Raw genomic sequence first — 13657 nt, 5'->3', positions numbered from 1 at the left:
GCTCGGGACCGTGAGCCTGTCGAACGGCCTGTCGAACGGCCGTTTTGATACTCGTAACGAAAATCTTAATTAATTCTTCTGTTTCCTCCGCGCAACGCAGGCGCTTGCGCCACGTGTTTTCCCATTCAACATTCGATGCCTGTCGAGAGCCTCAAGGTCGAGCGATTGGACGTTCGATGTTCGATGTTCATTTATTTGTAACCGTGAACGGTTACCGCAAGAGTTCTTCAGCATCAAAAAAGCCCGATCTCATAAAGAGGTCGGGCTTTTCGTGTGTTACGGCTTTAGTTGCCTGTTTCTACGCCGGCTTAAATAGCATGAGCCACACCTGGCAGATGATAATGCTTATGATCATGTACGGAAATGCTGTCTTCATGAATCCGCCAAAGGATATCTTGTATCCCTTGGACTCGGCAATACCCATTGTGACCACGTTTGCCGAAGCGCCGATAATGGTTCCGTTGCCGCCGAAACACGCCCCCAGGGCCAGGGCCCACCACAGGGTGTTCTCAGCGCCCGGAATAACCTTGGTGAGATAGGCCACAATGGGGAGCATGGTGGCCGTAAACGGGATGTTGTCCACAAAGGCGGACATAATGGCAGCCACCCACAGGATCAAAGTCATGGACATGAGATAGTTTCCGCCTGAAACATTAAGTATCCAGTCCGCAATAACCGCAAGGAGCCCTGCTTCTTCCACCGCGCCTACCAGGACAAATAGGAAGATAAAGAACATGAGCGTTGGCCACTCAATATCTTTTTCGATCAAGTGGAGCAAATCCACCTTTCCGGTGACAACGCCCACCGTGAACAGGACGCTCGCGCCTATAAGGGCCGCAACACTCACCTCCATGTGCCAGTAACCATGAGAAAGGAAGAGGAAGACTGTAAAACCGAGAATAATCAATCCGTAGGTGAGCAATGTGGGGTCATAGATCTTGTATTTTTCCTTTAGCTCGGCAGTAAATTCTTCAACATTGGCAACCGATGCCTGGGACGTCGCATAAGCCTTGCCCCAGACCACTTTCGTGTAAACGAACATGGCAATCATGGAGGCCACGCATATCAGGGCGAGCGCTATCACAAAGTCCATGAAGCTAAGGCCCGCATAGGAGCCGATCATGATATTGGGCGGATCCCCTATGAGAGTCGCCGTACCACCGACGTTAGAGGAAAGGACCAACGGGATCAGCAAATAGAGTGGATTGAGATTGCATGAAATGGATATCTCGATGGCAACACCCGTAAGAAGCAGCATGGTGGTAACATTATCCAGAAACGCCGAAGAAACCGCCGTAAAGATCATCAAAATGACCGTCAATACAAAGACCTTGCCTTTGGCCACCTTGTAAGAGATATAGGCGCACCATTGAAAGACACCGGTATTTTTCAAAACCCCCACGATGATCATCATTCCCATCAAAAGAAAGACCACGTTCATGTCAAGGGCAGCGATGGCGCGCTCAAAGGAAAAGATGCGCCACTCGGGAGCCACCGTACCGATTGTGTATGAAATGCACATCATGAGCGCAGCTCCCAGCATGGCAGCAATGGTACGGTGCAGGAGCTCAAAGGCGATCAGGACATAGGCAAGGATAAAAACAACGGTGGAGATCCAGAACGCCGGACCCAGGACACGGTCCAGGGAAACCTCCTCGGCAACATAAAAGTGCTTTCCTTTTTGAGCAAACTCTGTTCCCGGAAAGTGTATGGTCTTGGTCCCAAAGCTGGTTTTTCTAACCTTCATGTCAAAGCGGGCAGTCTCCATAGCGCCTGCCTCGACCATGAACTCGGCGAGGTAATGGCCGTTATGTGCTGTTTCAACATGGGCCACCGGATGGCCTTCCATATCCACTGTGATCACTGCTTCTCCCACCGGTTCTTTGTGGGAATCGATGATGGTTCCCGAGATGGTCACATAGTCTCCACCTTCAATATGGACCATCTTGTGGGCGCTGCCTCCCCCATGACCGGCAAAGGCAAAGGGGCAGAGAAATGACAGTGCAATCGTCACTGCTAGAATTAATGGTGTTTTATGTACCCGCATGAATTTCCTCCTCGCTTCTGGTTCCGCAGTAATGCCTCATCTCAAGGGCATACCGGGAATCATAAATTGGTTTCTAAACCTATATATCAACCAAAATTGTCGACGTCAGATATCACAAAAGCTCTAAATCGTCAATCTGTTTTTGATGGAATCGCCAAAAGTCCTTGTACTAAACCGGCATTTTTTTGAGCCTGTTTTTTGTTTGACAGGAATTCCGGCCGGTGATACCAGTCCGAACCTGGGGCCTTCTGCTCCATCACCTTGGCCTATCCCCCACGGGGACCATAAGCGCTCACTCAGGAGACTAACTGCCGTTCCCCCCTTTTTCAAAGGGGGGATGAGCGGAAAGAGTTGCTTAGCGGTTACGCCGACAGGGAAGAGGGTTTAGGTCAGACTGACAGCAGTACAGTACAAAAATAGTTGATAAATGGAGGCTGAAACTTTTTTTATACGCTCCGTGATGGTGCAAAATGTCATCATGGGGATTATTGTGGCGATCATTGTGTGGCTGCTGGTCCGTACTATTCGGAAACAGAACTTCACCCAGGTGATCCTTGTGGTCGCCTGGGGATTGATCGCCTTGTGGTTTTTCAACGGTCCCCTTTGGGGCTTCAGCGCGGTGACCGTAAGCCAGGATGGCCTGAAAATCCATTACGGTTTTTTGTCGGTCTTCAGGAACAACACCTTGCCTGTCCACTCACAATGGAAGATCCGCACGTACCTGGGTGGTATCAGAAGGATGAAAAGGCTTTTCTTTTTCCGACTGCCCAATCACCAGAGTTTGAAAGTACGAGGCGCAGACAAGTTTGAGGTTATGAAGGCTCTCGGGGCGGCCATTGACGATTTGAACGGAAAACCAATGGGCAAGATAGAGGAGCGCCCGGTCAATATGTAGGACTCAACCATGAAAATCCACGAATACCAGGCAAAGCAAATCTTGTCGAAATTCGGAATCCCTGTTCCGCGAGGCTCAGTGGCCCGTGATGCTGAAGAGGCGAGGAAAATCGCCGAACAGATCGGCGGGTCTCGCTGGGTCGTTAAGGCCCAGATCCATGCCGGAGGCCGCGGTAAAGGCGGTGGTGTCCGCGTAGTAGAAACAGTGAAAGCCGTGGCCGAGGCTGCCCGGGAGATTCTGAATATGACCCTGGTAACGCCCCAGACAGGCCCCAGGGGAAAACGGGTCAGAAAGGTCCTGGTGGAAGAGGGTCTTGCCATAAAGCAGGAGTTTTACGTTGGAACAACTATTGATCGCGCCAGACAACGCCCGGTCTTGATCGCCAGCTCCGAGGGCGGCATGGGGATTGAGGAGCTGGCTGAAAGCTCTCCTGAACGGATTATGAGGGAGTGGATCAATGTGGGCCTCGGGCTTCCGGCCTTTCAGGCACGCAATCTCGTGTTCGGCATGGGAATAGACCCCGCCCTTATACGGGTCGGCACGGGGATCTTCACGCAACTTTACAGGCTTTTTGACTCCTTGGATTGCATGCTGGCAGAAATCAACCCCTTGGTCCTGACAGATGACAATCACCTTCTTGCCCTGGATGCCAAGATCGAGTTCGACGACAATGCCCTTTACCGCCACAAGGACCTGTTGGAACTGGATGATCCTTACGAGCTGGACCCACTGGAGCTTGAAGCCTCACGACACCGTCTGAACTATATCCACCTTGAGGGAGACATCGGGATCATGGTCAACGGCGCCGGCCTCGCCATGGCCACCATGGACTTAATAAAGCAGGCTGGGGCCAGACCGGCCAATTTTTTGGACGTGGGCGGCGGAGCCACCACGGAAATGGTCACCAAAGGCTTTGAAATCATCCTTGCCGACAAGAATGTGCGGGGGATTCTGATCAACATCTTTGGTGGTATCCTGCGATGCGACGTACTGGCCAGGGGAGTGGTGGATGGGGCCAAAAAGGTAGCGATCAAGGTGCCTGTGGTGGTCCGTCTGGACGGCACCAACGTGGAGGAAGGCCGCCGTATCCTGGCCCAATCCGATCTCGATTTCATCGTAGCCCACAGTATGGCTGATGCGGCGGAGAAGGTGAGGAAGATTGCATAGCGGGTAAAAACGTAAGAATAGTTTAGAGGGTTGTGAGCTACGTTTCCCCGAGGTGCAGGCCGCGCCGATAGACGTTGGAGGACCGTCCACCTCCGGTGGACTTGAGGTCGGAGGCCTTTTTCGTTGTGCCTCAAACCTCAAGCGAAGCGGTCCTAAAGCCTTAACCGAAGCGAGCTCACAACGAAGTTGTTCATATGAGCATACTAATCGACAAAGAAACCCGCCTTCTGGTTCAGGGGATCACCGGCAGGGAGGGGAGTTTCCATGCCCGGCAGTGTGTGGCCTACTGGACTAACGTTGTGGGAGGAGTCACGCCTGGCAAGGGGGGCCAGAAACTGGACGGTATCCCTGTCTTTAATACCATTCGTGATGCAGTTGAAAACACCGGGGCCAATGCCAGCCTTATCTTTGTGCCTCCTCCTTTTGCGGCTGACGCCATCATGGAATCTGCAGCAGCAGGGCTTCCTCTGGCCATTTGTATTACCGAGGGGATTCCCGTGCATGACATGTTTAAGGTTCTTAGATTTTTGAGACGCCGCAACTGCCGCCTAATCGGTCCAAATTGTCCCGGCGTGATTTCTCCGGGTCTCTGCAAAGCGGGTATCATGCCCGGCCATATCCACAAAGAGGGTTCTATAGGTGTAGTATCAAGAAGCGGCACGCTCACCTATGAGGTGGTGCACCAACTCACCCAAAGCGGCCTGGGCCAGAGCACCTGTCTCGGGATCGGGGGCGATCCGATCATCGGTTCTTCCTTTGTAGACATCTTGAAGCTCTTTAACAAAGACCCTGAGACCGAAGGCGTGGTGCTTATCGGAGAGATCGGGGGAAATGACGAGGAGGCTGCTGCCGAATACATCAGGGATCATTTCAAAAAGCCCGTGATGGGATTTGTTGCGGGCCTCACTGCCACGCCTGGAAAGCGTATGGGACACGCCGGAGCCATCATATCGGCCAGCGGGGAAACGGCGGCTGAGAAAATCGCCGCTATGCTAAAAGCCGGCATTCACGTAGTAGAACACCTGGGAGAGCTGGGCAAGGAAGCGAGGGAGGTGTTTCGGTGATGGGGAAGCACACTTAAATAGTTGACTTTCTGAGACGATATAGTTTATTGATTATGTTTAGATACCGGATGCATGACACCCGATGCCTGATGCTAGGCGCTGGATGCCGGATACCACATAAAGGGGGAAAGAAAATGAGTTCGACTACCAAGACCGTTGAAGGAAATGAAGCTGCAGCCCATGTAGCCTATGCCATGAGTGACGTGGCAGCCATCTATCCCATCACGCCTTCAAGCAGTATGGGAGAGTATTGTGATCAATGGGCCGCCCATGGTCGGAAAAACATCTTTGGCCAGGTCTTGAAAGTAATGGAAATGCAGTCCGAGGCGGGCGCGGCGGGCGCGGTCCATGGCGCCCTCTCCGCTGGGACATTGTCCACAACCTTTACCGCGTCACAGGGCCTGCTCCTTATGATTCCGAACATGTACAAAATTGCGGGTGAAATCATGCCGGTTGTATTTCATGTCTCAGCCCGTGCCATTGCAGGCCATGCCCTGTCTATTTTTGGAGACCATTCAGACATCAATGCGGTGAAACAAACCGGCTTTTCTCTGCTTGCCTCGGCATCGGTTCAAGAAAACATGGATCTCGCCCTTGTGGCCCATCTTGCCAGTATCCGGGCGAGCCTACCGTTTATTCACTTTTTCGACGGATTCAGGACGTCTAACGAGATCCAGAAGATAGCCTTCATTGATTATGATGACATGGCGGCCCTTGTGGACTGGGAGGCAATCGACGAGTTCAGAAGCCGCTGTATGAACCCTGAATACCCTCAACTAAGGGGAACGGCCCAGAACCCTGATATATACTTCCAGAACAAGGAAGGATCCAATCCGTTCTACGAAAAGATCCCCCATATCGTCGCCGAAGAGATGCAAAAGGTAAGCGCCCTGGTGGGTCGAACGTACAATCTGTTTGATTACGTGGGAGACCCTGAAGCGGACAGAATTATCGTATCCATGGCATCCAGTTGTGATGTGATCGAAGAGACGGTCAATTACCTTAACGGACTGGGCCAGCGAGTCGGGCTCATCAAGGTGCGTCTATACCTTCCATTTTCAAGGGAACACTTCCTCAGGGCCCTTCCTGTCACAGGCAGAAGAATAGCGGTTCTGGACAGGACCAAGGCGCCGGGGGCGGTGGGGGAACCCCTCTATCAGGATATATGCACGCTGTTTCAGGAAAAGGGAGAGACTCCGGTCATTGTGGGCGGCAGGTATGGCCTGGGGAGCAAGGAGTTTACCCCCACTATGGTCAAAGCCGTGTTTGACAATCTCCGCGCGTCAAGTCCCAAAAACCACTTCACGGTCGGTATTGTGGACGATGTGTCGCACACCTCTCTGGAGATTGGCGATGAGATCCACCCCACGGCTGAAGGGACGGTCCGATGCAAGTTCTGGGGGCTCGGAGCCGACGGCACGGTCGGGGCCAACAAGAACGCCATCAAGATCATCGGTGAGAATACCGACATGTACGCCCAGGCCTATTTTTCCTATGACGCCAAGAAATCAGGGGGGATCACCATATCCCATCTCAGGTTCTCGCCTCACAGGATCCAGTCCCCCTACCTGTTGACCCAGTCGGACTTCATTGCCTGTCATAATCCGGCATTTGTTGCCCAGTACGAGATCCTGGAAGGCATCAGGCAGGAGGGCTCATTTCTGCTCAACTCCCCGTGGAGCGTCAAAGAAATGGGGACCAATATTCCCGATCATATGAAGAGAACAATCGCCCAGAAAAAATTGAGCTTTTACAATATCGACGCCGTCAAAATAGCCTCTCAAGTGGGTCTGGGCGGACGCATAAACATGGTCATGCAGGCGGCGTTTTTTCATATCGCAAAAGTGATTCCTGCCCAGGAGGCGTTTAAATACATCAAAGATGCGATTAAGAAGACCTACGGGAAAAAAGGCGAGAAAATTGTCCAGATGAACATTCAGGCCGTGGACAAGGCCGTAGGCGCCCTGAAAAAGATCAAGGTGCCGAAGTCGTGGGCCACTGCAGGCCACGAGGCCTACCTGAAAGAGGACGAGCCTGAGTTTGTGAGCGAGGTCATGCGGCCCATGCTGGCCCAACAGGGGGACAAACTTCCTGTGAGCGCATTCAGCCCGGACGGCATCTTCCCCACAGCCACCACCAGGTACGAAAAACGGGGGGTTGCCATCAATGTGCCGGAATGGATTCCGGAGAACTGCATACAGTGCAACCAGTGCGCTTTTGTGTGTCCCCATGCCGTTATCCGGCCGGTCCTGGCACGGGAAGAGGATCTCAAGAAAGGACCAAAAAGTTTTGTCACTTTAAAGGCTATGGGAAAAGAGTTGACGGGATTGCGGTTTCGTGTCCAGGTCAGCCCTCTCGATTGCACGGGTTGCGGAAACTGCGCTGATATCTGTCCCGCCAAGAAAAAGGCCCTGGTCATGCGGCCTCTGGGCACGCAAACAGAAAAACAGGTTCCGAATCACAAGTTCTCAACTGAGCTACCGATCATGGACGACCTGATGCCTGCTACTTCGGTTAAGGGGAGCCAGTTCCGGCAACCACTTTTTGAGTTCTCCGGAGCGTGCCCCGGCTGTGGCGAGACGCCTTACATCAAGGTCATCACCCAGCTTTTCGGTGATCGCATGATGATCGCCAATGCCACGGGTTGTTCCTCCATCTACGGCGGATCTGCGCCCAGTTGTCCCTATACTGTCAACGAGGACAGCCATGGTCCTGCCTGGGCCAATTCCCTCTTCGAGGACAACGCGGAGTACGGCCTGGGAATGGAGCTGGGTGTAACGCAGAGACGAGAAAAGCTGGCAGATCTTGTTCGCGAAGCCTTGGACGCCGACATCTCAAAAGAGCTCAAGGAGGCGTTTCAATTGTGGCTGGAAAATATGTATGACGGCGACAAATCCAGGGAGTATGGCCGCAAGATAGAAGAGCTCATCGAGTTTGAGATGATCGATAGTGACGGTTCGGCCAATGCCTTGCTTTGCGACATCCTTGACCGAAGCGATTACCTGGTCAAAAAATCGATCTGGGCCTTTGGCGGCGATGGCTGGGCCTATGACATCGGCTACGGCGGCTTGGATCATGTGATCGCTATGGGCCATGACGTCAATATTCTGGTCCTCGATACCGAGGTCTATTCCAATACCGGCGGTCAGTCTTCAAAAGCAACACCCACGGGAGCGGTGGCAAAGTTTGCGGCAGGAGGCAAACCAACGCGTAAGAAAGACCTGGGCAGAATGGCCATGACTTACGGTTATGTGTATGTGGCATCTGTTGCCATGGGCGCCAGCAAGAATCAATTTATGAAGGCGCTTGTTGAGGCCGAAACATACCAGGGGCCCTCTCTGCTCATTGCCTACGCGCCCTGTATCAACCACGGCATCAACATGGGCCGGAGTCAACACGAGGAAAAGCGGGCCGTGGAGGCTGGCTACTGGACCCTTTATCGATATGATCCCAGACGCAAAGAGGCCGGGGAGAATCCCTTTATCCTTGATTCCAAAGAGCCAAAACGTGATTTTCAGGAATTTCTCATGGGCGAGGTGCGCTATTCCAGCCTGACAAGAACATTTCCGGAAAACGCAAAAGTGCTTTTCCAGCAGGCGGAAAAGGAGATGAGAGAAAGATATCAGGCTTACAAACAGATGGCCGGGCAGGAAGAAAGTGAAAGCTCAAAACCGAAGGCCCGCCGTCCTATTGGCGAGCTGAAGGCTCAAAGCTGAAAGGTGGAAGCCGGAAAGCTGAAAGGTCAAGGCCGCAGGTCCGCCGTATTTCTGGCGGGCTCAAGGGTTCAAAATCTGATCTGACCAGACAGGCCGCTTGGGCGGATGACCCGAGCGGCCTGTTCAGTTAGTCATTAGTCATTGATCACTTGTCATTGGTCAATGACGTGATACCGGATGCCTGATACCGGATGCAGTAGCATTGGAGTACTGGAGTGATGGAGTGATGGAGTAATGGGCCTGGGAAGCTCCATGAAACAGAAAAATTATCATGATCTGTCTGTTTTCCGGTCGAATAGCCATGATGTTTCCCCAAATCGGACTTCGTCTGGGAGCCTGGTTTTGTTCCAATACTCCAGTACTCCAACACTCCAATACTCCGTGAACGGATACAAACAACTTTAGGCACTTTAGCTCACTTTAGTTCACTTTAGGCACTTTTCCTAAACCATGAAACACATCATCACCTTTAAACCAGACAATGTTTCAGTCACCGTTCCCAAGGGGAGCAACCTCCTGGACGCTGCCCTTGCGGCAGGCGTTCATATCAATGCCTCGTGCGGCGGCCAGGGTGTTTGCGGCAAGTGCCGCGTGGTGATTGAAGAAGGCGAGGTTGATAGCGAAAAGACAGAGAATATTAGCGAGAAAAAATATGAGCAGGGGTGGCGCCAGGCCTGTAGAACGTCTGTTCTTTCAGATTGCACGGTCTGGATTCCTGATGAATCAAGGGGCTTGCGCCGGCTTGTTACCCAGAAACTTGACATAGCCAAAGGGGAACGTAAGATCTCTGCCCTCGACACAAAGCTCCTGGCTGAAGGGTGGCAGCTTGACCCGATAGCCATTAAGGTGCCCACCCGGCTTGCACCACCCACGTTACAGGATAACGCAAGTGACCTGTCGCGGTTTTCCGCGGGACTGAGACAGCAACATCAAATTGAAAAGGTGTCGGCTGATATTAGGTGCCTTAAAACCATGCCTGAGATCCTGCGGGCCAGTGATTGGCATGTCACAGCTACTTTGATGGCAGCGCCTGCTGCAAACAATCTCCTTTCCCCAGGAGACAAAACCTCAACGTTCAACCTGGTGCGCATCCAGGGCGGTGATGCATCTGATGAGAATCTTGCCATTGGGTTGGATATCGGAACCACGACAATCTGCGCCGAGCTGATAGATCTTAAGAACGGAAGGATCATGGCAGAACGGGCCGAATACAACGGGCAGGTCAAATACGGCGACGACGTCATCACACGGATCGTGTATGCCCAACAACCCGAAGGGCGAAAAAAGCTGCAGTCTCTTGTTGTGTCTTCCATTAATCAGGTAATTGATGAGCTGTTAGAAGAAACCGACAGCTCAGAAAAGAGCGTCTCATGCATTGCTGCCGCCGGCAACACCACGATGATGCACCTGCTCCTTGGCATAGAGACGCGCTATATCAGGGAAGCGCCTTATGTTCCGGTGGCAAGTTCTGTTCCGGTCGTGTGGGCACGAGACATTGGCATTGACCTTCTGCCTGATTGTGTGCAGGTTTACACCTTTCCTTCGGTGGCAAGTTATGTCGGCGGCGACATTGTCTCCGGCATACTCGGTTCCGGTGTCTTTCAAAAAGAGGAACTGACACTCTATATGGATATCGGGACAAACGGCGAGATCGTTTTGGGAAACCGGGATTGGCTGGCCTGCGCAGCCTGTTCCATGGGCCCTGCCTTTGAAGGGGGTGGCATCAAACATGGCATGCGGGCAGATCAGGGAGCGATCGAGGGATTCAATATCAATCCCGTGACCCTGGAACCCATGATTGTCACAATCGGCAGAAAAGGGCCCCGAGGCATTTGCGGGTCCGGCCTTATCAGCATCCTTTCTGATCTGCTGAGCGCATACGTGATCGACCGCCGGGGCAAGTTTATTCGCGACCTTGCCTCTGAGCGTATTCGCCCGGGACGATTTGGACACGAATACGTGCTCGCATGGGCCAAAGACTCTGCCACGGGGCATGATATCGTCATCACCGAGGTCGATATCGAAAATCTGATGCGTGCCAAAGGAGCGCTTTTTGCCGGATGTCTGACCCTGCTCGAGAGTCTGGACCTCTCTTTTCAGGACGTTGACCGGGTGATTATTGCGGGCGCTTTTGGCAGATATATCAACCTTGAAAAGGGAAAACTGATAGGACTGTTTCCGGATATACCTGTTGAGAAGTTCCATTTTATCGGAAACGGCTCCCTGCTGGGGGCGCGCCTGGTTTGCCTTTGCAAAGCTATGTTGCCGGAGGCCGAGCGGATTGCCGGGATGATGACTAATATAGAACTGAGCGATAACGCCTTCTTCATGGACAAGTATATGGGAGCCCTGTTCCTTCCCCACACAGAGGCCAGCCTTTTTCCCAATGTGAGCGAGTATCTTGAGGCGAGCCTTCAAATGGTCAGCAGTGAAAGGAAGGCATCGTGACGATGACCATTGCCATGGCCGGCAAGGGCGGCACCGGCAAGACCACCATTGCAGGTCTTCTCATTAAGTTTCTCCTGAAAAGGGGTATCAAGCCGATCCTGGCCGTGGATGCGGATGCGAATGCAAATTTGAATGAGGTCCTTGGCGTGGAAGTAGAGACTACCGTTGGTGAGGCCAGGGAGGGCCTTAAAGACGATGTGCCAACCGGTATGACCAGGGATATCTACATGGAATATAAGCTTGAAGAGGCCCTGGTGGAAAGCGATGGGTATGACCTGATCGTTATGGGTCGTCCCGAAGGCCCGGGTTGTTATTGTCACGCCAACACCCTCCTTTCCCGGTATATAGACAGGCTCTGCAGCAATTACCGCGTTGTGGTTATGGACAATGAGGCGGGCATGGAGCATATCAGTCGCTTAATGGCCCGTCGCGCTGATATCTTGATCATCGCATCTGACCCAAGCCAGCGAGGAATACTGGCAGCCAAGCGGATTCGCGATCTTGCCAGGGAACTTAAGCTGGAATTCAAGAAAGAGTGCCTGATCATAAACCGGGTGAACGGCGAGTTGCCGCCTGCCATCAAGGATGCGGCCGATGCGGCGGGCTTGAATTTGGCAGGCTGCGTGCCCGAAGACGATTTAATCTCCCACTACGATACCCAGGGACGGCCCACCGCGCAACTGCCTGATGATGCCAGGTCGGTTCAGGCGCTAAACGAGATCTTTGAGGGCACTATTTTTGATCTGTTTGAAAAACCTCTTTGAGTAGTTCGATGAGCGCTGAAGGTCTCTTTGTGTCAATATTTTGGGTGATCGGCTGTCAAAAAAATGACTATGTGGAAAAACTTCCATCCAAAATTCACTTTGCATCCTAAAGATCTTCCTGTTGTGATCCCCTGTTTCATATAGTCACCTCTTCCCACGCGGTTGCCAAACAGGTTTGGATCAAGGCCTAATCATACCTTCAAGGACTATCTTCCCTTTGAGTGAAAACCCCAAAAAAAACTTGACGTCTATGTATATTTCGTATATGGGGCTTTCGTCTACCATTATCCTGCCAACCGAACGGGAATCAATGACATATGGCAGGAAAGTGCCAACCAGGCAATATATGGGCGTTAATCCACCGTGAGCCAACCCAATTTCTCTGAGAAAATACTGCATATGTCAATTTCGGCATGATTGATGCAGCCGACACAATCGAGGTGACCAAAGGGCGAAAGTGGCCATCAAGATGAAAACCTTAAGGCCCTTTCATCAAAGCGGGTTCGGTCTTCACGGCAGGAATTGCACGCACAATGGACACGTAACGGCAAGAAAAGGAGGACAACGAGATGAAAGAGAAGCTTGCGGCAGGGGTTTTTGCAGGGTTATTCATATTAGCCTGTGGAAGCTGTGTTCATGAAGGGACTCTCGGAAAGGGGGCGGTGATTCCCACCACTCCAGGAGCCAGTTACGTAGGAGATGAGAGCTGCCTTGATTGTCATGAAGAGGTAGTTGAAGGATTTAAGAAAACCATTCATGGCCGGATCGCCGACTTTGAAGTAGTTGGTCTGAGTAAAGGGTGCGAATCGTGCCATGGTCTGGGAAGTATTCACGCCCAAGACGAAGACCCGGCAAGCATCATAAGTTTCAAAGACATATCCAAGGGCGAAGCTTCGGCAATCTGTTTGAAGTGCCACACCTCGGGAACTCTCATGGATTGGCAGGGAAGTGAACATTCCATCAATGATATTTCATGTGTCGACTGCCACCGGGCCCACTCGGGTGCCAAAAGGCTTTTGGCCCAGTCTGAGCCCAAGCTCTGTAATGATTGTCATCAGGACATCCGGACAAAGACCCTCTATCCTTCCCACCATCCGATCAGGGAGGGAAAGATGGTATGCACTGACTGTCATCAGCCTCACGGCGCCTTTTTGGCAAACCTCAAAACCGAGGAAAGACTGAATGATCTCTGCCTCAACTGTCACGCCTCCAAGCAGGGGCCTTTTGCCTTTGAACATGAGCCGGTAGTAGAAAATTGTGCCATCTGCCACGATGCCCACGGAACCGTAGCCAATAACCTGCTCGTACAAAATGAGCCCTTCCTGTGCCTGCAGTGTCATCAGTTGCACTTCCATGCAGGGAAAACCGGCAATACCGGTACGGTTACAGATATATATGGCAGATCTATTACGGCTGGAGATCAAGCTTGGAAGATGGCCTATACCACCAAGTGTACTCAGTGCCATTCCGAGATCCACGGTTCCGATCTACCTTCACAAGGTGTGACCGGCCAAGGAAAGGCCTTGACCCGATAATTTTTTCTACCTGGAATCCAG

The 13657-nt window shown here is 52.2% G+C and carries 8 protein-coding genes; 7 read left to right on the top strand and 1 reads right to left on the bottom strand.

The window, feature by feature from the left end:
• Positions 1 to 298: 298 nt before the first annotated feature.
• On the bottom strand, positions 299 to 1945 hold the full coding sequence (locus JW883_05695; protein ID MBN1841759.1) for an ArsB/NhaD family transporter: 1647 nt from the start codon (positions 1943 to 1945) through the stop codon (positions 299 to 301).
• 529 nt (positions 1946 to 2474) lie between these two features.
• Between JW883_05695 and JW883_05690 the strand changes: the two genes are divergently transcribed.
• The 7 genes from JW883_05690 (at position 2475) to JW883_05660 (ending at position 13636) form a co-directional block, all read left to right on the top strand.
• Complete coding sequence (locus JW883_05690) at positions 2475 to 2942, top strand: hypothetical protein (protein MBN1841758.1); 468 nt, start codon at positions 2475 to 2477, stop codon at positions 2940 to 2942.
• Between the two features lie 9 nt (positions 2943 to 2951).
• Positions 2952 to 4109: an ADP-forming succinate--CoA ligase subunit beta gene (gene sucC / locus JW883_05685; GenBank protein MBN1841757.1), complete on the top strand. Its 1158-nt coding sequence runs from the start codon at positions 2952 to 2954 to the stop codon at positions 4107 to 4109.
• A gap of 194 nt (positions 4110 to 4303) precedes the next feature.
• Positions 4304 to 5173 (top strand): succinate--CoA ligase subunit alpha, encoded by an 870-nt coding sequence (gene sucD / locus JW883_05680; protein ID MBN1841756.1) that lies wholly within the window; start codon positions 4304 to 4306, stop codon positions 5171 to 5173.
• Between the two features lie 134 nt (positions 5174 to 5307).
• Positions 5308 to 8889: a pyruvate:ferredoxin (flavodoxin) oxidoreductase gene (gene nifJ, locus JW883_05675; protein ID MBN1841755.1), complete on the top strand. Its 3582-nt coding sequence runs from the start codon at positions 5308 to 5310 to the stop codon at positions 8887 to 8889.
• A 450-nt stretch (positions 8890 to 9339) separates the two neighbouring features.
• Positions 9340 to 11337 carry a DUF4445 domain-containing protein gene (locus JW883_05670; GenBank protein ID MBN1841754.1) on the top strand — a complete coding sequence of 666 codons (1998 nt, stop codon included), beginning with the start codon at positions 9340 to 9342 and terminating at the stop codon, positions 11335 to 11337.
• Positions 11334 to 12101, top strand: coding sequence for an AAA family ATPase (locus tag JW883_05665; GenBank protein ID MBN1841753.1), 768 nt, complete (start codon positions 11334 to 11336; stop codon positions 12099 to 12101). Before JW883_05670 ends, JW883_05665 begins: the two co-directional genes overlap by 4 nt.
• 569 nt (positions 12102 to 12670) lie before the next feature.
• Positions 12671 to 13636, top strand: a complete 966-nt coding sequence (locus tag JW883_05660) for a DmsE family decaheme c-type cytochrome (GenBank protein MBN1841752.1) — start codon at positions 12671 to 12673, stop codon at positions 13634 to 13636.
• The last annotated feature ends 21 nt before the right edge of the window (positions 13637 to 13657 follow it).

It is taken from the genome of Deltaproteobacteria bacterium (assembly GCA_016930875.1).
Taxonomy (GTDB): domain Bacteria; phylum Desulfobacterota; class Desulfobacteria; order Desulfobacterales.
Note: the sequence above shows the minus strand (reverse complement) of the source record. Positions and strands in the feature narration are given on the sequence as shown.